The sequence below is a fragment of the Streptomyces showdoensis genome (genome assembly GCF_039535475.1).
GTDB lineage: Bacteria > Actinomycetota > Actinomycetes > Streptomycetales > Streptomycetaceae > Streptomyces > Streptomyces showdoensis.
Genome location: NZ_BAAAXG010000026.1, coordinates 3,735,089 through 3,754,905, shown reverse-complemented (window position 1 = coordinate 3,754,905; position 19,817 = coordinate 3,735,089). Strand labels below are relative to the sequence as shown.

The 19,817-nt window shown below is 72.5% G+C and carries 15 protein-coding genes; 5 read left to right on the top strand and 10 right to left on the bottom strand.

The genetic code is table 11. The features are described from left to right. Positions 1 to 19 precede the first annotated feature (19 nt). Positions 20 to 3,070: an excinuclease ABC subunit UvrA gene (gene uvrA / locus ABD981_RS30175; RefSeq protein ID WP_046911901.1), complete on the bottom strand. Its 3,051-nt coding sequence runs from the start codon at positions 3,068 to 3,070 to the stop codon at positions 20 to 22. 167 nt (positions 3,071 to 3,237) lie between these two features. Here uvrA and ABD981_RS30170 point away from each other — a divergent pair, with 167 nt between their 5' ends. The 3 genes from ABD981_RS30170 (at position 3,238) to ABD981_RS30160 (ending at position 6,015) form a co-directional block, all read left to right on the top strand. After that, positions 3,238 to 3,930 carry a maleylpyruvate isomerase family mycothiol-dependent enzyme gene (locus tag ABD981_RS30170; protein ID WP_046911902.1) on the top strand — a complete coding sequence of 231 codons (693 nt, stop codon included), beginning with the start codon at positions 3,238 to 3,240 and terminating at the stop codon, positions 3,928 to 3,930. 47 nt (positions 3,931 to 3,977) lie between these two features. Continuing rightward, entirely contained in the window at positions 3,978 to 4,634 is a 657-nt protein-coding gene (locus tag ABD981_RS30165; protein ID WP_046911903.1) for an MBL fold metallo-hydrolase, read from the top strand. 94 nt (positions 4,635 to 4,728) lie between these two features. Further along, the gene (locus ABD981_RS30160) at positions 4,729 to 6,015 is read left to right on the top strand and encodes an MFS transporter (RefSeq protein WP_046911904.1); all 1,287 of its coding nucleotides are present in this window, start codon (positions 4,729 to 4,731) and stop codon (positions 6,013 to 6,015) included. A gap of 72 nt (positions 6,016 to 6,087) precedes the next feature. Here ABD981_RS30160 and ABD981_RS30155 read toward each other — a convergent pair whose 3' ends face one another. The 5 genes from ABD981_RS30155 to ABD981_RS30135 all read right to left on the bottom strand — a co-directional run bounded on the left by ABD981_RS30155 (position 6,088) and on the right by ABD981_RS30135 (position 13,048). Continuing rightward, on the bottom strand, positions 6,088 to 7,095 hold the full coding sequence (locus ABD981_RS30155; RefSeq protein ID WP_240495479.1) for a TerC family protein: 1,008 nt from the start codon (positions 7,093 to 7,095) through the stop codon (positions 6,088 to 6,090). Positions 7,096 to 7,327: 232 nt separating this feature from the next. Further along, the gene (locus tag ABD981_RS30150; RefSeq protein ID WP_345530415.1) at positions 7,328 to 9,199 is read right to left on the bottom strand and encodes a TerD family protein; all 1,872 of its coding nucleotides are present in this window, start codon (positions 9,197 to 9,199) and stop codon (positions 7,328 to 7,330) included. A gap of 44 nt (positions 9,200 to 9,243) precedes the next feature. Beyond that, positions 9,244 to 9,822 carry a TerD family protein gene (locus ABD981_RS30145; RefSeq protein ID WP_046907117.1) on the bottom strand — a complete coding sequence of 193 codons (579 nt, stop codon included), beginning with the start codon at positions 9,820 to 9,822 and terminating at the stop codon, positions 9,244 to 9,246. A 110-nt stretch (positions 9,823 to 9,932) separates the two neighbouring features. After that, positions 9,933 to 12,065, bottom strand: coding sequence for an excinuclease ABC subunit UvrB (gene uvrB, locus ABD981_RS30140; protein ID WP_046907116.1), 2,133 nt, complete (start codon positions 12,063 to 12,065; stop codon positions 9,933 to 9,935). A 74-nt stretch (positions 12,066 to 12,139) separates the two neighbouring features. Next, a complete protein-coding gene (locus ABD981_RS30135) occupies positions 12,140 to 13,048 on the bottom strand; it encodes an MHYT domain-containing protein (protein ID WP_046907115.1) in 909 nt (302 codons plus the stop codon). 156 nt (positions 13,049 to 13,204) lie between these two features. On the opposite strand from ABD981_RS30135, the gene ABD981_RS30130 reads away from it, so the two are divergent. After that, positions 13,205 to 13,768, top strand: coding sequence for a methylated-DNA--[protein]-cysteine S-methyltransferase (locus ABD981_RS30130; protein ID WP_046907137.1), 564 nt, complete (start codon positions 13,205 to 13,207; stop codon positions 13,766 to 13,768). A 69-nt stretch (positions 13,769 to 13,837) separates the two neighbouring features. Further along, the gene (locus ABD981_RS30125; protein ID WP_123954368.1) at positions 13,838 to 15,130 is read left to right on the top strand and encodes an MFS transporter; all 1,293 of its coding nucleotides are present in this window, start codon (positions 13,838 to 13,840) and stop codon (positions 15,128 to 15,130) included. A 74-nt stretch (positions 15,131 to 15,204) separates the two neighbouring features. Here the strand turns inward: ABD981_RS30125 and ABD981_RS30120 are convergent, their stop codons facing one another. The 4 genes from ABD981_RS30120 to ABD981_RS30105 all read right to left on the bottom strand — a co-directional run bounded on the left by ABD981_RS30120 (position 15,205) and on the right by ABD981_RS30105 (position 19,358). Continuing rightward, a complete protein-coding gene (locus ABD981_RS30120; protein ID WP_046907114.1) occupies positions 15,205 to 16,173 on the bottom strand; it encodes a TolB-like translocation protein in 969 nt (322 codons plus the stop codon). Continuing rightward, complete coding sequence (locus ABD981_RS30115) at positions 16,170 to 17,417, bottom strand: MFS transporter (RefSeq protein ID WP_046907113.1); 1,248 nt, start codon at positions 17,415 to 17,417, stop codon at positions 16,170 to 16,172. The genes ABD981_RS30120 and ABD981_RS30115 overlap by 4 nt, the downstream gene beginning before the upstream one ends. After that, on the bottom strand, positions 17,417 to 18,748 hold the full coding sequence (locus tag ABD981_RS30110; RefSeq protein WP_046907112.1) for a discoidin domain-containing protein: 1,332 nt from the start codon (positions 18,746 to 18,748) through the stop codon (positions 17,417 to 17,419). The genes ABD981_RS30115 and ABD981_RS30110 overlap by 1 nt, the downstream gene beginning before the upstream one ends. Positions 18,749 to 19,001: 253 nt before the next feature. Further along, positions 19,002 to 19,358 carry a cupin domain-containing protein gene (locus ABD981_RS30105; protein ID WP_046907111.1) on the bottom strand — a complete coding sequence of 119 codons (357 nt, stop codon included), beginning with the start codon at positions 19,356 to 19,358 and terminating at the stop codon, positions 19,002 to 19,004. Positions 19,359 to 19,817: the final 459 nt, after the last annotated feature.

The following is a 19,817-nucleotide window of genomic DNA, read 5'->3' as shown; positions in this document are numbered from 1 at the left end:
GGCCGGTCGTCGGTGCCCGTCAGGCCTTGCGGGCCCTGGCGGTCGTCTTCTTCGCGGCGGTCTTCTTGGCCGGCGCGGCCTTCTTGGCGGCGGTCTTGGCGGCCGTCGCCTTGGTGGCGGCCTTGGTGGCCGTCGCCTTCTTCGCGGGGGCCTTCTTCGCGGGGGCCTTCTTCGCGGGGGCCTTCTTGGCGCTCCGCGCTGCCGGGACCGTGGCGTCGCTGATCCGGTCGGCGCCCAGGACCTCGCGGAGGAACTTGCCGGTGTGGCTGGCCGGGACGGAGGCGACCTCCTCGGGCGTGCCCTCGGCGACGACGATGCCGCCGCCGCTGCCGCCCTCGGGACCCATGTCGATGATCCAGTCGGCGGTCTTGATCACGTCGAGGTTGTGCTCGATGACGATCACCGAGTTGCCCTTGTCGACCAGGCCGGACAGGACCTTGATCAGCTTCGAGATGTCCTCGAAGTGGAGGCCGGTGGTCGGCTCGTCCAGGACGTAGACCGTGCGGCCGGTGGAGCGCTTCTGGAGCTCGGAGGCCAGCTTGACGCGCTGGGCCTCGCCACCGGAGAGGGTGGGCGCGGACTGGCCGAGGCGGACGTACCCGAGGCCGACCTCGTGGAGCGTGCGCAGGTGGCGGGCGATGGTCGGGACGGCCTCGAAGAAGTCCAGGGCCTCCTCGATCGGCATGTCCAGGACCTCGGCGATGGACTTGCCCTTGTAGTGGACCTCCAGGGTCTCCCGGTTGTACCGGGCGCCGTGGCAGACCTCGCACGGGACGTAGACGTCCGGGAGGAAGTTCATCTCGATCTTGATGGTGCCGTCGCCGGAGCAGTTCTCGCAGCGGCCGCCCTTGACGTTGAAGGAGAAGCGGCCGGGCAGATAGCCGCGGACCTTCGCCTCCATGGTCTCCGCGAAGAGCTTGCGGACGTGGTCGAAGACGCCGGTGTAGGTCGCCGGGTTCGACCGCGGGGTGCGGCCGATGGGCGACTGGTCGACGTGCACGACCTTGTCGACGAGGTCGTCGCCGTCCACCCGGGTGTGCCGGCCGGGCACCGACTTGGCGCCGTTGAGCTCGCGCGCCAGGTGGGTGTAGAGGATGTCGTTGACCAGCGTCGACTTGCCGGAGCCGGAGACTCCGGTGACCGCGGTGAGGACGCCCAGCGGGAAGGAGACGTCGATGTCCCGCAGGTTGTTCTCGCGGGCGCCGTGCACGGTGAGGCGGCGGCCGGGGTCCACGGGGCGGCGGATGTCCGGGGTGCCGATGGCCCTGCGGCCCGACAGGTACTGCCCGGTCATCGACTCCTCGTTGGCGAGGAGCTCCTTCAAGGGGCCGGAGTGGACCACCTTGCCGCCGTGCTCGCCGGCGCCGGGGCCGATGTCGACGACCCAGTCGGCGACCTTGATGGTGTCCTCGTCGTGCTCGACGACGATGAGCGTGTTGCCCATGTCGCGGAGCCGGACCAGGGTCTCGATGAGCCGGTGGTTGTCGCGCTGGTGCAGACCGATGGAGGGCTCGTCCAGCACGTAGAGCACGCCGACCAGGCCGGAGCCGATCTGGGTGGCGAGCCGGATGCGCTGGGCCTCGCCGCCGGAGAGGGTGCCGGCGGCACGGTTGAGCGAGAGGTAGTCGAGGCCGACGTCGACGAGGAAGCGGAGCCGCTCGTTGACCTCCTTGAGGACCCGCTCGGCGATCTTCTTGTCGCGGGCGCTGAGGGTGAGGCGGCCGAGGAAGTCGGCGCAGTCGCTGATCGACATGGCGGACACCTCGGCGATGGACTTCTCCATCACGGTGACCGCGAGCACGATCGGCTTGAGGCGCGTGCCCTCACAGGTGGGGCAGGGCACCTCGCGCATGTAGCCCTCGAAGCGCTCGCGGCTGGAGTCGCTCTCGGCCTCGCTGTGCCGCCGCTTCACGAAGGAGACGGCGCCCTCGAAGGCGGGGGTGGTGTAGGCCCGCTCGCGGCCGTACCGGTTGCGGTAGCGGACCTCGACCTGGGTCTTGTGGCCGTACATGAGGGCCTTCTTGGCCCGCTGCGGCAGCCCGGCGTACGGGATGTCGGTGCGGAAGCCCAGCGCCTGGGAGAGGCCGCCGATGAGCCGGCCGAAGTACTCCTTGGTGTGGCCGTGCGACCAGGGGTGGATGGCGCCCTCGTCGAGGGACTTCTCCTCGTCGGGGACGACCAGCTCGGGGTCGACCTCCATGCGGGTGCCGATGCCGGTGCAGTCGGGGCAGGCGCCGAAGGGCGAGTTGAAGGAGAAGGAGCGCGGCTCCAGCTCCTCGAAGGACAGGTCGTCGTACGGGCAGTAGAGGTGCTCCGAGTACATCCGCTCGCGCTCGGGGTCGTCCTCGGCGAGGTCGACGAAGTCGAGCACGACCATGCCGCCGGAGAGGCCGAGCGCGGTCTCGACCGAGTCGGTGAGCCGCCGCTTGGCGCTGTCCTTCACGGTGAGGCGGTCGATGACCACCTCGATGGTGTGCTTCTCCTGCTTCTTCAGCGTCGGCGGCTCGCTGAGCTGGATCGTCACCCCGTCGACCCGGGCGCGGCTGTAGCCCTTGGTCTGGAGGTCGGCGAAGAGGTCGACGAACTCGCCCTTGCGCTCGCGCACCAGCGGCGAGAGGACCTGGAAGCGGCTGCCCTCGGGCAGCTCCAGGACCTTGTCGACGATGGCCTGCGGCGACTGGCGGGAGATCGGCCGACGGCACTCCGGACAGTGCGGCTTGCCGATGCGGGCGAAGAGGAGCCGGAGGTAGTCGTAGACCTCGGTGATCGTGCCGACCGTCGAGCGCGGGTTGCGCGAGGTCGACTTCTGGTCGATGGAGACGGCGGGCGACAGACCTTCGATGAAGTCGACGTCCGGCTTGTCCATCTGGCCGAGGAACTGACGGGCGTAGGAGGAGAGCGACTCGACGTACCGGCGCTGCCCCTCGGCGAAGATCGTGTCGAACGCGAGGGAGGACTTGCCCGACCCGGAGAGCCCGGTGAAGACGATCAGGGAGTCACGGGGGAGGTCGAGCGAGACGTTCTTGAGGTTGTGCTCACGAGCGCCACGGACGATGAGACGGTCGGCCACGCCGGTCCGCACCTTTCTTGAGAGAGCGGATGTGCCTGACACACCCAACAACCAAGGATGCCGGATGCTTCCGACGAGCCTATAGCACGCACATTCGATTTCCGGAGTTCCGCTGCCCTCTTCACCCGAACGAGTGGCGACACCCCGGCGGCGCTAGGGTCTGCGCCATGATCGACCATGTGCGTGACCTGACCTCCGTACGCGAGGCGACCGACCGGCTCCTCGCCGCCGCCTCCTCCTGGGACAACGCGGCGCTCGCCGAGCCGTCACGGCTTCCGGGCTGGACCCGTGGCCACGTCCTCGCCCACCTGGCCCGCAACGCCGACGCCCTGGTGAACGTGCTCCAGGGCCTGCCGATGTACGAGGACGGCGAGACCCGCGACGCGGACATCGAGCGGGACGCCGTCCGCACCCTCGACGTCCAGCTCGCCGACCTGAAGGCGACCGCCGACCGCTTCCAGGCCGTGTGCGACGAGCCGGCCGACTGGGACCGGACCGTGGAGCTGCGCAACGGCGTCACCGACAGCGCCTCCCGGGTGCCCTTCCGCCGCTGGGTCGAGGTCGCCCTGCACCACGTCGACCTGGGCGCCGGCTACGAGCTCGCGGACCTCCCGGAGGAGTTCCAGCTGCGAGAGATCGCCTTCCTCGCCGACCGCTGGTCCGGCCGCCCCGAGGTGCCGCCGGTGACCCTGCGCACCCCCGACGGCGCCGACCGTGGGCGGACCGGCGGGGACAAGGGCGCCCCGGTGACCGTCACCGGCCCCCTGGACGAGCTCCTGGGCTGGCTGGCCGGGCGCGGCGACAAGGGTGCGCGGCTCGCCGCCGAGGGCGGCCCGCTCCCCCAGCTCCCGCCCCTGTAGGCGCCGTTGCCGCCCCGGGCCCCCGCGCCCGGGGATAGGCTGAGGCCATGACGTACAGCGGAGCGGTGAAGGTCGGCGGACCTGCGGACGTGCACGAGCTGACCGACCTGATGATCTCGAAGGTCGCGGTCGGCCCGATGGACAACAACGCGTATCTGCTGCGCTGCCGGGCGACCGGCGAGCAGCTGCTGATCGACGCGGCCAACGAGGCCGGGACCCTGCTCACGCTGATCGGTGACGACGGCATCGCGTCCGTCGTCACCACCCACCAGCACGGCGACCACTGGCAGGCCCTGGAGGAGGTCGTCGGCGCCACCGGCGCCCGTACCTACGCCGGGGCGTACGACGCGGAGGGCATCACCGTCCCGACCGACGTCCTCGTGCAGGACGGCGACACGATCCGGGTCGGCCGGGTCGAGCTCACCGCCCGGCACCTCGTCGGGCACACCCCGGGCTCGATCGCGCTGGTCTACGACGACCCGCACGGCCACCCGCACGTGTTCACCGGCGACTGCCTCTTCCCGGGCGGCGTCGGCAACACCTGGGGCGACGCGGAGGCCTTCGCGAGCCTGATCGACGACGTCGAGACCAAGCTGTTCGGGGCCCTGCCGGACGAGACCTGGGTCTACCCCGGCCACGGCGGCGACACCACGCTCGGTGACCAGCGTCCGCACCTGGAGGAGTGGCGCGAGCGCGGCTGGTGATCCCCCGGTGATCCCGTCGCGCCCCCGCACGCCCCCGTAACCCGGACGGCGGGCGGGTAGTTGGCGCGACATGCGCCACAGTCACTCTCCGTCGATGGGGCGGCTCGCCGCCGCCTCCCTCGTCGGCACCGCCATCGAGTTCTTCGACTTCTTCGTCTACGGGACGGCCGCCGCGCTCGTCCTCGGCCCGCTCTTCTTCCCGCACTTCTCGCCCCTCGCGGGCACCCTGGCGGCCTTCGGCACCTTCGCGGCCGGCTTCGTCGCCCGGCCGCTCGGCTCGGTCCTCTTCGGGCACGTCGGCGACCGCTACGGGCGGCGGCCGGTGCTCTTCGCCTCGCTGGTGCTCACCGGCTGCGCCACGGTCGCGGTCGGCTGCGTCCCCACGTACGAGAGCATCGGCATCGCCGCCCCGGCGCTGCTGCTCGTCCTGCGCTTCCTCCAGGGGCTCGGTCTCGGCGGGGAGTGGGGCGGGGCGGTGCTGCTGACCGCCGAGCACGCCCCGGAGCGGCGGCGGGCGCTGTGGGCGAGCTTCCCGCAGATCGGGCCCTCGGTCGGCTTCGTGCTCGCGAACGGGGTGATGCTGGCGCTGACCGCGGGACTGAGCGACGCGGACTTCCGCTCCTGGGGCTGGCGGGTGCCGTTCTGGGCCGCCGGACTGCTCGCCGCGGCCGGTCTCGGGCTGCGCTCCTCGCTCGCCGAGACGCCCCAGTTCGAGGAGCTGGCCGCCTCGGGGCGGCGGGCGGAGGCACCGCTGGCCGAGGTGTTCCGCGGGCACTGGCGGCTCGTGCTCCTGACGGCGGGCGCACTGGCCGTCGGGTACGCGGTCTTCTACGCGGTCTCCACCTGGGCGCTGGCCTACGGCACCGAGCGGCTGGGCGTGTCCAGCACGGTGATGCTGGTCTGCGTGATGGCGGCGGTGGCGATCATGGGGGCGGTGACCCCCTTCGCGGCGATGCTCGGGGACCGCTTCGGGCGCCGGACGCTGTGCCTGGCGGGCTGCGCGGCCTCGGCGCTGTGGATGTTCCCGATGGTGGCGCTGCTGCACACCGCGCGGCCGCCGCTCATGTTCCTGGGCTTCCTCGGCTCGATGCTGGCGTTCATCACGATGTTCTCGGTGGTCGCCGCCTATCTGCCCGAGCTGTACGAGCCGCGGGTCCGCTGCACCGGCGCGGCCGTCGGCTACAACCTCGCCGGCGTGCTCGGCGGGGCGCTCACCCCGATCGTGGCCACGACGGTCTCCGAGGGCGGCGAGGGGCCGCCGTGGGGCGTGGCCGCCTATCTGACGGTGGTGGCGCTGGTGAGCCTGGGCTGCTTCGCGCTGCTCCCGGAGACCCTGCCGTCCCGGGCGGTGGCACCGGAGCCCGCCCCGGAGCCCGTCTAGGCCGGGAACGGCACAGGGGCCGGTGCGGGTGGCGTGACACCACCGGGCACCGGCCCCTGCTCACGTCGGCCGTCAGGCGTCGACGCTGTCCTTCTCGGTCTCGCCGGCGTCGACCGCCGGGGCCTTCGCGGCCTCGGCCGCCTCACGCTGCTCCTGCTTCTTGGAGGCGATGAGGCTGGTGATCGTGGTGATGATCAGGACGCCGCAGATGACGGAGAGCGAGAACGGGATGGAGATCTCCGGGACGTGCACCCCGGACTCGTGCAGCGCGTGCAGCACCAGCTTCACACCGATGAAGCCCAGGATCACCGACAGGCCGTAGCTGAGGTGGACCAGCTTCTTGAGCAGGCCGCCGATCAGGAAGTACAGCTGGCGCAGACCCATGAGGGCGAAGGCGTTGGCGGTGAAGACGATGTACGGGTCCTGCGTGAGGCCGAAGATCGCCGGGATGGAGTCGAGGGCGAACAGCACGTCGGTGGTGCCGATCGCCAGCATGACGACCATCAGCGGGGTCATGATCCGCTTGCCGTTGTTGCGGATGAAGAGCTTGGTGCCGTGGTAGCGGTCGGCGACGCCGAACTTCTTCTCGATGGACTTGAGGAGACGGTTCTCCTCGAACTCGTCCTCGTCCTCGTCGGAGCGCGCCTCCTGGATCAGCTTCCAGGCGGTGTAGATGAGGAACGCGCCGAAGATGTAGAAGACCCACGAGAAGCTCGTGATGATCGCGGCACCGGCGGCGATGAAGATCGCGCGGAGCACCAGGGCGATCAGCACGCCCACCAGCAGCACGCGCTGCTGGAGGTGGGAGGGCACCGAGAACTTCGCCATGATCAGGACGAAGACGAACAGGTTGTCCACGCTGAGGGACTTCTCGGTGATGAAGCCGGCGAAGAACTCGCCCGACGCCTGGCTGTTGCCCCAGATGAGCAGGCCGATGCCGAACAGCACCGCGAGGGCGATCCAGACGATCGTCCAGATTCCGGCTTCCTTCACCGACACGTCATGGGGCTTGCGCCCGATGAAGAAGTCGACTGCGATCAGGGCACCCAGACCGAGAATGGTCAGTACCCACAGGGTCATCGAAACGTCCACTGCGCCTCCGGCGTCGTACGGCTTGTGATCAGCGTCGTCGCTGCCGGAGGTCTCTTCCACCCGGGCGAGAGCCCGGGCCGACGCCCCGGGATCAGATCGTCGATCTGTCCGTACTGACGGGTACGCCGCGCATGGGGAGTACTCCCCTCCGCGCAAAACAGACTACCCGAAGAACCAAGGAAAGGTAAAGAGAAGGGTAAAGTCGAGCCAAACCCGCAGGTCAGGGGCCCCACTGCCGTCGGGCATCGGCTACCTGGGAAAGCACCTGCCGCAGCACGTCGCTGCCCCGGGGGACCGTCGGCGGCTCGTAGGTCCAGGCGTGGCCGACCCAGGGGTCGGCGAGGTGGTCGTCGGGCACCGGGGTGAGCCGCGTGAGCGAGCGCCACAGCGGATCGAGCACCGGTCCGTACGCGGCGGCGTCCGCCCGGTCCGCGACCATCAGCAGGTGCAGCCCGACCTCCGGGCCCTCGTCGGCGAGATAGCGCAGCTGGTTGACCGCCCGGTCGTCGAAGCCGTGCGGGAAGTCGTGCACGACGAGGAGGTGCTCGGCGGTGTCGACGCCGGGCGGCAGGTCCTCGGCGGCACCCGCGCGGACCGCCATCTGCAGCAGGTCGACCCGCTCGGTGAGCTGGGCGAGGGTGGCCGAGACCCCGGCGGCCCCGGCCGCGGGCGGGCCGGCGAGCACCCCGGCCTGGACCAGCGGGGCGAACGCGCCCGCGCCGGACCCGGCCGGGTCGATCACCCGCACCCGGAAGCCGTCCGCCGGATACACCGCGACCAGCCGGGCCACCAGCGCGACGGCCGTCTCCAGGGCGAGCCGGCGCAGCTCGGTCTCGTCCAGCAGGGCGGCCGCCTCGGAGTGGCCGCACCCGGCGTCCACCCAGAGTCCGCGGGCCAGCGGGAGCCGGGCCAGGAACGGGATGCGCAGCCCGGTGCGCTCGGGGAGGTGGAGGTCGCCCAGGCGGACGGCCATCGGGGCCTCCATCGGGACCCGGTAGGCCTGCCAGACCGGGCTGTCCCAGCGGGCGTAGGCGGCGGGCAGTGCGGGCTCGACGACCTCGGACTCGGCGGTGAGCTGCGCGAGGTCGCGGTCGAGGGCCTCCTGGGCGCGGGCGGTGAGCTCGTCGTGCTTCGCCTTGGCCGCGGCCCGGGCGGCGTCCCCGGCGCCGCCGATCCGGCTGCGCGGGTCGGACAGCGCCCGGTCGAGCTCCTGGTCGAGGCGGGACTCGGCGAACTGGCACGCGCTGCGGTAGGCGGCGGCGGTGCGGGCCAGGTCCTCGAACATGCCCCAGACCTGGTTGTAGAGGCGCTCGTCCATGGACCAGCCGGTGGCGTCGCCCGCGACGGGGAGCGGGTGGGCGGGCGGGGCCGGGGGCTGCTCGGGCCGCGGCGGCGCGGCGTCGGGGGCGGGGCGGCGGCGCGGGTGCGTGTAGTCGACGGGCCCGCCGGGGGCCGCGGGGGTCGCGGGAGTGGCCGGGGCCGGCTGCCGGACCCGGTCGGTGTCGGGGACGCGCGGGGGCGGAGCGGCGACCGAGCGGGCCAGACCCTGGGCGACGGCCTCCAGGATCGAGGCGGCGAGCTCCGCGGGGCGCTCCAGGCCCTGGTCGGCGAGGAGCGCGGCGAGCCCGCCCTCGTACCCCTGGCCGACGGCCCGGACCTTCCAGGCGCCCTGGCGGCGGTAGAGCTCCAGGGCGACGAGCGCGGACTCCCGGTCGAGGCCGGTGATGGTGTAGTCGGCGATGCCGGTGCCGTCGGGTGCCGTGACGGTGACGACGGGGGCCGCGGCGACCCCGAAGCGGGCCGGCCCCTCCACCCCGACGGGCAGGGCGAGCAGGACGCAGACGCGGTGGACGGCGGCCTCGACGGCCTCCAGGTCGACGGCGAGCCGGTGCTGGGTCGCGGCCTGCCGGGGCACCTCGATGCCGGGCAGCGCGGCGGCCCCGGGGTGGGCGACGGCCCCGGAACCCGGGACGCGTCCCCCCTCGTCGACCAGGGTGGCCGCGGCGAGGACCGGATGACCGGCCGAGACCCGGATCTCCAGGCGGGTGTGGGGCAGGGGGTGGTTCTGCCCCCGGACCAGCTCGGCGGTCATCTGCTGCGTCTCTCCGTACGTGCGAACGTGGTGCTCGGGCGTGCTTACAGGACCGGGAAGATCGAGGGCATGAGGTCCTGGAAGGTGCGGCCGTTGGCCGGGTTGCCCAGGGCCGTCATCTGCCAGCCGGCACCGGCCCGGTGCACCTTGGCCATGATCTGGGCCGTGTACTGGCCGCCGCCGGCCAGCGTGTAGCGGGCGAGCTCCTGGCCGTTGGTCTCGTCCACCAGGCGGCAGAACGCGTTCTGCACCTCCTGGAAGGTCTGGCCGGTGAAGGAGTTCACCGTGAAGACGATCTGGTCGATGTGGACCGGGACGCGCTGGAGGTCGACCAGGATCGCCTCGTCGTCGCCGCCCTGGCCGACGCCGCCCACCAGGTTGTCGCCGGTGTGGCGGACCGAGCCGTCGTCGCTGACCAGGTGGCGGAAGAAGACCACGTCCACCGGCTGCTTGTCGGCGAACAGCACGGCGGAGGCGTCCAGGTCGATCTCGCGGGTGCGCGAGCCGAACAGGCCGCGGCGGGGCGCCGCCTGCCAGCCGAGGCCCATCCGCACGGACGTGAGGTTGCCCCCGTCCTTCTTCTCCAGGCTGATGGCCTGCCCCTTGGTCATGTTGACCGTCACGCGCTGCCCCTCTCATCGGTGTGAGCAGCACCCTACGCAGGGGCACTGACAACGCGCCGGGCGCGGGCCGGTTTTGTGTCGGTGTTGCAACACACCGGCCCGCGGGCCGGTCAGGCCAGGCCCGCCTCCTTCATCTGGCGCAGTTCCTTCTTCAGCTCGGAGACCTCGTCGCGCAGCCGGGCGGCGACCTCGAACTGCAGCTCGGCGGCGGCCGCCTTCATGCGGTCGGTCATCTCCTCGATGATCGAGGCCAGTTCGGTCGCGGGGCGGTCGCCGAGCTCGACGGTGGAACCGGCCTTGCCCGCCCTGCCCTTCGGGGCGTGTGCGGCGAGCGAGGGGACGGGCGCCTTGGCGCCCTTGCCGTCCTTCGACTTGCGGTAGCCGCTGCCGAGCAGCTCCTCGGTGTCGACCTCCTCGCGCGCGATGGTCGCGACGATGTCGTTGATCTTCTTGCGCAGCGGCTGCGGGTCGATGCCGTTGGCCTTGTTGTAGGCGACCTGCTTCTCGCGGCGCCGGTTGGTCTCGTCGATGGCCTGCTCCATCGCCGGGGTGACCCGGTCCGCGTACATGTGGACCTGGCCCGAGACGTTGCGCGCCGCGCGGCCGATGGTCTGGATGAGCGAGGTGCCGGAGCGCAGGAAGCCCTGCTTGTCGGCGTCGAGGATGGCGACCAGGGACACCTCGGGCAGGTCGAGGCCCTCGCGGAGCAGGTTGATGCCGACCAGGACGTCGTACTCGCCGGCCCGCAGCTCGCGCAGCAGCTCGATGCGGCGCAGGGTGTCGACGTCGCTGTGCAGGTAGCGCACCTGGATGCCGAGCTCCAGGAAGTAGTCGGTGAGGTCCTCGGCCATCTTCTTGGTGAGCGTGGTGACCAGCACGCGCTCGTCGCGCTCGGTGCGCAGCCGGATCTCGTGCACCAGGTCGTCGATCTGCCCCTCGGTGGGCTTGACCACGACCTCGGGGTCGACGAGTCCGGTCGGGCGGATGATCTGCTCGACGAAGCCGTCGCCCCGGGACAGCTCGTAGGTGCCGGGGGTGGCGGAGAGGTAGACGGTCTGGCCGATCCGCTTCTGGAACTCCTCCCACTTCAGCGGCCTGTTGTCGAGGGCGGAGGGCAGCCGGAAGCCGTGGTCGACGAGGGTGCGCTTGCGGGAGGCGTCGCCCTCGTACATCGCGCCGATCTGCGGGACGGTCACGTGCGACTCGTCGATGACGAGCAGGAAGTCCTCCGGGAAGTAGTCCAGGAGGGTGTTGGGCGGGGAGCCGGGCTCGCGGCCGTCGAAGTGCATCGAGTAGTTCTCGATGCCGGAGCAGGAGCCGATCTGGCGCATCATCTCGATGTCGTACGTGGTCCGCATGCGCAGGCGCTGGGCCTCCAGCAGCTTGCCCTGCTTCTCCAGCTCCTCGAGGCGCTGCTCCAGCTCGCGCTCGATGTCGTTGACGGCCCGCTCCATGCGCTCGGGGCCCGCGACGTAGTGGCTGGCGGGGAAGACGTACAGCTGCTGGTCGTCGCTGATGACCTCGCCGGTGAGCGGGTGCAGCGTGGAGAGCGCCTCGATCTCGTCGCCGAACATCTCGATGCGGACGGCGAGCTCCTCGTAGACCGGGAAGATCTCGATGGTGTCGCCGCGGACCCGGAAGGTGCCGCGGGTGAACGCCAGGTCGTTGCGGGTGTACTGGATGTCGACGAAGCGGCGGAGCAGCTGGTCGCGGTCGATCTCGTCGCCGACCTTGAGGTCGACCATCCGGTCGACGTACTCCTGCGGGGTGCCGAGGCCGTAGATGCAGGAGACGGAGGCGACCACGACGACGTCCCTGCGGGTCAGCAGCGAGTTGGTCGCGGAGTGGCGCAGCCGCTCGACCTCCTCGTTGATCGAGGAGTCCTTCTCGATGTAGGTGTCGGACTGCGGGACGTACGCCTCGGGCTGGTAGTAGTCGTAGTACGAGACGAAGTACTCGACCGCGTTGTTCGGCAGGAGCTCGCGGAACTCGTTGGCCAGCTGGGCGGCGAGGGTCTTGTTCGGCGCCATCACCAGGGTGGGGCGCTGGAGCCGCTCGATCATCCAGGCGGTCGTCGCCGACTTTCCGGTGCCGGTGGCGCCGAGCAGGACGACGTCCTTCTCGCCGGCGCGGATGCGCCGGTCGAGCTCGGCGATGGCGGCGGGCTGGTCGCCGCTGGGCTGGAAGGGGCTGACGACCTCGAAGGGCGCCACCGTACGTTCGATCTTGGAAACGGGCCGCATGGAACCACCGTACGACCCGGCACTGACAGCCGGGCGGTGATCGGCTCGGCGCCGTGGCCGGAGCGGCGGTCGGATCACCAGTCCTGGGAGCGGTAGGTGCCCCGCTGGGTGTGTCTGCGGGCCGTGCGCGCGGCGGGCCGCGCGGACGACCAGTTCGCGGGCTCGCCGTACGCCGGGGCGCGGCGCGGCGCGGGTACGCCGGGGGCCCCGTGGCGGTAGCCGCCGCGGGCCGTGGGCTTCTGCCAGTCGGGCTCGCCCATGACGAGCAGCGGGTCGAACATGACCACGACGGCGGCCAGCAGGAGGAAGACGGCCGGCCCGATCAGCATGGGCAGCAGCAGCGAGGTGGCGGTGTCGCCGCCGCCGGGGGCGGGCGTGCCGTGCAGCTCGACGTCGACCGCCGCCATGGCGGTGTAGTGCATGCCGCTGACGGCCACGCCCATCACCAGGCTGGCGCCGAGGCTGGCCAGGAAGCCGTGGATGGAGACGGCCGCCCAGAGGGAGACGGTGGCGGCGACGACGGCGATGACCACCGAGAGGGCCACGGTGGGGGTGTCGTAGGTGATCTGGCCGTGCAGCCGCATGCCGGCCATGCCGAGGTAGTGCATGGTGGCGACGCCGAGGCCGGTGATGGTGCCGCCGGTGACCAGGGTCAGGGCGGTGGCGCCGCGGTAGCCCACGATGAAGATGCCGACGCCCACCATGACGATGGCGACGCCGAGGCTGGCGAAGGTGAGGGGCCGGTCGTAGCTGATCGGGGCCTGCTGGACGGAGAAGCCCATCATGGCGATGAAGTGCATGGTCCAGATGCCGGTGCCTATGGAGGTGGCGCCGAGCGCGAGCCAGCCGGCCTTGAAGGTGTCGTCGTGGCGCAGCGACCGTGTGGTGCAGCGCAGTCCGAGCGCCGCGCCCAGGCAGGCCATGAGGAAGGCCGCCACCGGTGTGACGAGGCCGTAACTGAATCCGTCGACCGTGCCCTGCATGAGCGTCTGTCCTCCACCCCTGGTGCGACGTCGTCCGAAAACAGTCGGTACCGCTGAGTAGTGCTACCGGATTATGGCGTCCGACGGGTCCCCTCGGCCACGGTGTCCGGGAATTGACCTGCCCGGTTGTCAGTGCCGGGTCGTACGGTGACCGGCATGGAGAACGAGCGGCCGGAGACGGGACGGACGGCGCTGCGGGTGGAGTGGACGGTGGTGCCCGGCACCATCGGTCCGCTGCTGCTCGCCGCGACGGGGCGGGGTCTGGTGAGCGTGGTCTTCCACGCCGACGACCGGGTGCGCGACCGGGCTCTGGAGCGCCTCGCGGGCGCGCTGGGCGGGGAGCTCGTGCACAGCCCGTCGGGCCTGCTGGCGGAGCCGGTGCGGCAGCTGGAGGCGTACTTCGGCGGGGGGCTCCGGAGCTTCGACGTCAAGCTCGACTGGTCGCTGGTGACCGGATTCAACCGCCAGGTCCTGCGCGCGCTCGCGGACGGCGTCCCGTACGGGACGGTGGTGGGGTACGGGGAGCTGGCCCGCCGGGTCGGGCAGCCCGCGGCGGCCCAGGCGGTCGGGGCGGCGATGGGCGCCAATCCGCTGCCGGTGGTGGTGCCGTGCCACCGGGTGGTGGAGAGCGGCGGCGGGATCGGGGGCTTCGGCGGGGGTCTGGAGACCAAGCGCAGGCTCCTCGCCCTGGAAGGGGTGCTGCCGGAACCGCTGTTCTGAGCCAGGGCGGCTCCAAGGGGGGGTCGCCCGGCCGTTCCCACACTGTGAGAAGGCTGGCACTATGCGTAAGTGACCAACACGCCAGGCGCCCCTGACGCGCTCCAGTCGACCGAGATATCCGGCCCCCTCTCCCCCGCGCGGCTCCCGGCGCTGCGGCGGCGCATCCAGGCGGTGCTGATCGCGACCCAGATCCTCGGCGGGCTCGGCATCGCCACCGGAGTGGCGCTGGCCGCGGTCCTCGCCAAGGAGGTCAGCGGTACGGAGGCGCTGTCCGGGCTCGCCTCGACCGCCTCGGTGGCCGGCCCGGCCCTGCTCGCGATGCCGCTCGCCTCGCTGATGGCCACCCGGGGCCGACGGGCCGGACTCGTCCTCGCCTATCTCGTCGGCGCCCTCGGCGCGGGCGTCGCGGTGCTCGGCGCGGTGCTCGACAGCTTCCCGGTGCTGCTCGCCGGCCTGGTCGGCTTCGGGGCCGGTTCCTCGGCCAACCTGGCGGCCCGCTTCGCCGCCGCCGACCTGGCCGAGCCCGACCGACGGGCCCGGGCCATCTCCACCGTGGTGTGGGCCACCACCATCGGCGCCGTCCTCGGCCCCAACGTCGCCGCCCCGGCCGGGGAGAGCGTGGCGGGCCTCGGCATCCCGGTGGCGGCCGGGCCCTTCGTCTGGGCCTCCGGCGTGTTCGTGATCTCGGCCCTCGTGGTGGCGGTGCTGCTGCGCCCCGACCCGCTCCTGACGGCACGGGCGCTGGCCGGCCCGGAGGGGGACGCGGCGGCCGAGGGCCGCTCCCTGAAGGCCGGCCTGCGGGCGGTGCGGGAGTCCTCCCGGGCCCGGCTCGCCCTGGTCACCGTGGCCGGCTCGCACACGGCGATGGTGTCGATCATGTCGATGACCCCGGTCGCGCTCAGCCACCACGGGGCCGACATCCGGCTGATCGGCCTGGTGATCAGCGGGCACATCGCGGGCATGTACGCCTTCTCGCCGGTGATGGGCTGGCTGTCGGACCGGCTCGGCCGGCTCTCGGTGATCGGCCTCGCCGTCGCGCTGACCGCCGTCGCCGCGCTCCTCGCGGGCACCGCCGGGGCGAGCCACGGGCAGACCGCGCTCGGCCTCTTCGTCCTCGGCCTCGGCTGGTCGGCCGGGCTGGTCTCCGGTTCGGCGCTCCTCACGGACTCCGTCCCGCAGGCCGCAAGGGCGGCGGTCCAGGGGCTCTCCGACTTCATCATGAACACCGCCGCCGGGGTCGGCGGCCTGGCGGCGGGGCTCATCGTGTCAACGGTGGGATACGGCTGGCTGAACGCGGTGGGCGCGTGCCTGCTGGTCCCGATGGCGGTGCTGGCGCTGCGGGGGGCGGTGCGGAAGGGCTGAGCGGTCCGGGCGCGGATCCGATGTCCACGATCCATCCGGGTCCGAGGTCCACCCGTGTCCACGAGCCGCCCGCCTCAGCGCACCGCCACCGGCGAGCTCGCCCCCTCCGCCACCCGGCGGGGCGCCCCCGTCCCGTCCGCGGGCACGCTCCACACCGCGCCCCCATAGGCGTACGAGACGGTGCCGGGGCCGGTCCAGGAGGCCTGGTCGTCGACGGACCGGGGGTCGGCGAGCGGGTGTTCGCGCAGGGTGGCGAGGTCGAGGACGTGCAGCCGCCAGGGTGCGGCGGGGTCGGTGGAGACCTTCTTCTTGTAGGCGATGCGGGTGCCGTCCGGGGAGAGCGAGGGGCACTCGACGTTCTCCTTGATCGCGCGCGCGGACCACTTCCGCAGGTCGCCCTCGACGAGGTACGTGTGCCCCTGGGTGGCGACGGTGGCGTAGAAGCGGTTGTCGTCGCGGGCGAAGCTGACGCCCCAGTAGTTGACGTCCGGGGCGTGGTGGCGGCGCCCGTCCAGGGTGAGCGGGATCTGCTCGATGTTCTTGATCAGGTAGCCGGTGCGCAGGTCGAGGATCGAGGTCCTGGTGGAGAACGCGGAGGTGGCGTAGGAGTCGCCGGTCGCGAAGGCCGTCCAGGCGAGCACCTGTCCGGAGGCGGAGACCCGGGCCCGGTTGGGGATGCCGGGCAGGCTCATCCGGCGCAGTTCGCGCAGCTGCCGGTCGAGGACGATGACGTACGAGCGGGCCGGCAGCCCCGGCCGGCGCTGGAGGCAGAGCGCGGTGCTCCCGGCGGCGTGGAAGCGGTCGCAGCGCGGCCCTCCGACGCGCCGTGCGGCGGGCGCCGCCGGGTCCTGGCGGGCGACGCGTCCGGAGGCGGTGTCGCGGAAGTAGAGCGCGCCCGGGTGGCCGTCGAGCCCGAAGCCGGCGTCGGCGCCCTCGGCCCGTGCCGACGGGTGGTCGGCGGCGGCGCGCAGGGTGTAGGCGGTGGCGCCGCCGAGGAGGAGCAGGGCACCCAGGGCGAGTGCCCACAGGCGACGGGCGGTCATGTCGGGGTCCTTCCGTGCGAGGGGTCGGCGGGCAGCAGGCGGGCGGCGCAGACCAGGGCCGCCGCGAGGCCGGCCGAGGCGAGGAGGAGCGCGGTGGACGGGCCCCACAGGGTCCAGGCCGCGCCGAAGCCGGTCGCCGCGACGACCTTGGCGAGGGCCTGCGCGGTCTGGACGAGGGCGAGGCCGCTCGCCCGCCGCGCGGCCGGGAGCAGCGGTCCGGTGAGGGCCATGAGGACGCCGTCGGTGGCGGCGTAGAAGACCCCGAGCAGGGCGAGGACCCCGCCGACGAGGAGCGCGTCCGGGACGGGGGCGAGGAGCAGGGCCATGGCGAGGAGCAGGGCGCCGTGCCCGTACAGGAAGGGGCGTCTGCGGCCGATGCGGTCGGCGAGCCGCCCGGCGGGCACGGCGAGCAGCAGGTAGGCGGCCGCGGCGCCGAGCGGCAGGAACGGGAACCAGGTGGCGTCCAGGCCGGTCCTGCGCTGGAGCAGCAGGTAGAGGAAGGCGTCGCCGACGGTGGCCGCGCCGAGGAGCGCGGCGGCGAGCGTGACCCGGCGTACGGCGGGACGGCGGAGCAGGGCGGCGAGGCCGAGCGGTCCGCGGGCGGCCCCGACGGTCTCCCGGCGTCCGCCGGGGACGAGCACGACGAGGAGCAGCACGCCGAGGAGGCCGACGCAGAAGCTGACGACGAAGACGGCGTCGTACGCGTCGGCGGTGGCCCACAGCAGCGCGAAGGCGGCCAGGGGGCCGAGGAGGGCGCCGGTGGTGTCCATGGCCCGGTGCACGCCGAAGGCGCGGCCGAGGGCGTCGGGCGGGCTTTCGAGGGTGATGAGGGCGTCGCGCGGGGCGGTGCGGATGCCCTTGCCGAGCCGGTCGGCGGCGAGGGCGGCGGCGATGAGGCCGGTCGCGCCGCCCGCGAGGAGCAGGCCGAGCCGGGAGCAGGCGGAGAGGGCGTAGCCGAACCCGGCGACCCGCTTGTGCCGGCCGCCGCGGTCGGCGGCGTGGCCGCCGAGGAGCCGGACGAGTGCGGTGGCGCCGGTGAACAGCCCGTCGAGGAAGCCGAACTGGAGCGGGGTCAGGCCGAGTCCGAGGACCAGGTAGAGCGGCAGGACGGCGGTGACCATCTCGGAGGACACGTCGGTGACGAGGCTGACCGTGCCGAGGGCGAGGACGGTGGCGGGGACGCGCCGCCGCACCCCGGAGGGGGCGGGCGGCGCGCCGCGGCGACCGGTGGTCGCGAGGTACATCAGTGGCAGGTGTAGGTCGGGCCGGTGTCCTTGACCGCGCCGTCGGTGCCCACGTACTGCCAGCTGTACGTGGTGTCGGTGAAGTCCAGCTTCAGCACCCCGTACGGGCCGCTGATCCGCTTCTGGCTGTTGGGCTGGACGGTCTCGATGTCGTACGGCTCGGCGCCGCCCATGCCTCCGACGATCTCGACGATGCCGTCGGCGGTGGCCTTGCCGTTCGGGTCCTGCGGGGCGAACCGCTCGTAGTGGTGGTCGTGCCCGTTGAGGACGAGGTCGGCCTTGGCCCCGTAGAGGATCTGCCAGACGGGCTTGGAGACGGGGTCGTTGCCGTGGCCGCCGGAGGAGTACAGCGGGTGGTGGAAGTAGGCGGCGACGCAGCCCTTGGCGTTGCGGGCCAGGTCGTCCTTGAGCCACTGGATCTGGGCGGGGTCGTCGAAGGAGTTGGAGTCGAGGGCGACGAAGTGCCAGTTGCCCTCGTCGTAGCTGTAGTAGGGCTTGCCCTGGGGGTAGGCGAGGGCGCCGAAGTACGACTTGTACCCGGCGAGGGAGCCGGCCGGGTCGTAGGTCTCGTGGTTGCCGGGCACGGGGCGCGTCTTGGCCTTGAAGGCGCCCCAGGTCTTGTCGTAGTAGGCGCGGTAGTCGCTCAGGCGGGCGTCGTCGTACTGGTTGTCGCCCATCGTCAGGTAGAACCTCGGGTTGATCCGCTGGGCCTGGGCGGCGGTCTTGGGGTGGGCGCAGGAGCTGCTGGAGGCGGTGCACTGCGCGGCGATGTCGCCGGCCGCGACGACGGTGAAGCCGGTGGGCGGCGGGGTGGTGCCGTCCGTCGTCCCGTACACCTCCACCTCGTAGAGGGAGTAGCCGTACGAGGTGCCGCGGGCGGTGCCGTAGACGCGGAGGTAGCGGCCCTTTCCGGCCAGTCCGGTCCAGTCGTCGGTGCCGCCGTTGCCGGCGGTCTCGGTGGCGAGGGCGGTCCAGGTGGCGCCGTCGGCGGAGACCTCGACGCGGTAGGCCTTGGCGTAGGCCGCCTCCCAGGAGAGGCGGACGCGGCTGACGGTGGAGGCGGCGCCGAGGTCGACGCGCAGCCACTGGGGGTCGGATCCCTCGGCGCTGGCCCAGCGGGTGGCGGGGTCGCCGTCGAAGGCCTTGGCGGGGGTGAGGGAGGAGTCCTCGTCGGAGGAGGAGGTGGCGGGCTTGCCGCGGGAGAGGAGCGGGTCGGCGGCGTCGGCGCGACCGGGGGCGCCGAGCAGCAGACCGCCGGTGAGGAGGAGGACGGCGGCGAGGAGGAGGGACAGTGCGGTCGGGCGGGGTGGGGCGGAGGCGTTCAGGCGCATACCTGGGACTCCCTGGCCTGGGGACGGCGAGAGCTGGACACCGGTGCGGGCAGCGCGGCCCGGCCCGCGTGGCAGGGGCGCCACGGGGCGTGCTGCGGTGCACGGCGGCCGGGTCAGAGCTCTCGCTGAGCGCGTCACGCCCGCTCCCCGGGGTAGTCCTGGGGAGCGGGCGCCGCGCCAAGCCGCTGCCGGGGATCGTAGTGGATAGGAAAGTTTCCTACCAGACTCCGGACCCGGCTCCTCCGGAGGGAGTTCAGAGGCTGATGTGGTACGCCTTGCGCAGGGTCTCGTGGACGGTCCAGGTGGTGCGGTCGCCCTCGCGCAGCACACAGGCGTCGCCGGGGCCGATCTCCAGGGTGTCGCCGCCCTCGACCTCGACCGTGGCGCGGCCGCTGACGACGACGAAGAGCTCGTTCGCCTCGGTGTCGGTGACCACGCCGGGGGTGATCTGCCAGATGCCGCGGAGCTGCTTGCCGTCGGCGGACTCCCACAGGACCTTGCCGGTCACCTCGGGGGTGCCGGAGACGATCTGGCCGGGGTCCAGCGGCTCGGCTTCGAGCTCGGCATCGGGGATGTGGACGGCGAACGAGGGCTGCGCGTGAGTGGTCATGGCCGGTGACTGTAGCGGGATACCGGCGCCGGTACGGGGCCGGGACCGCCTGGAGGAATCCCTTCCGTTTCATGCTCCGACCAGGCACTTCGCCAGGGCGCCCGGCACGACGGAATCCGCAGGAGGGGTTTGCGGCGCGGGCGTGCGCCAAGGGGCGGCCGGGGTGCGCGGAAGGGGCGCGCGGGGCACCGATTCCGCAGCCGCCCGGCGGCCGCCCGCGCACGCGCGCGGGGAGCGTGATCCGGGCCCCGGGGCGCGTCCACGACCTGGCGGCACGTCACGACCCTGAAACCCGCTGTCCGGGCGGGAAGCGCCGGCGGACATCCTCGCTGGTGGGAGGCAGCGCCTTTGGTGGGGCCAATGGCGGTCGGGTGGATTATGTCCGGTTCGCTGACATCGACGGCGCGGGGGCGGCACACTCCCCCCGAACCACTCCCGTTCCTCCCCCACTCGGACAGG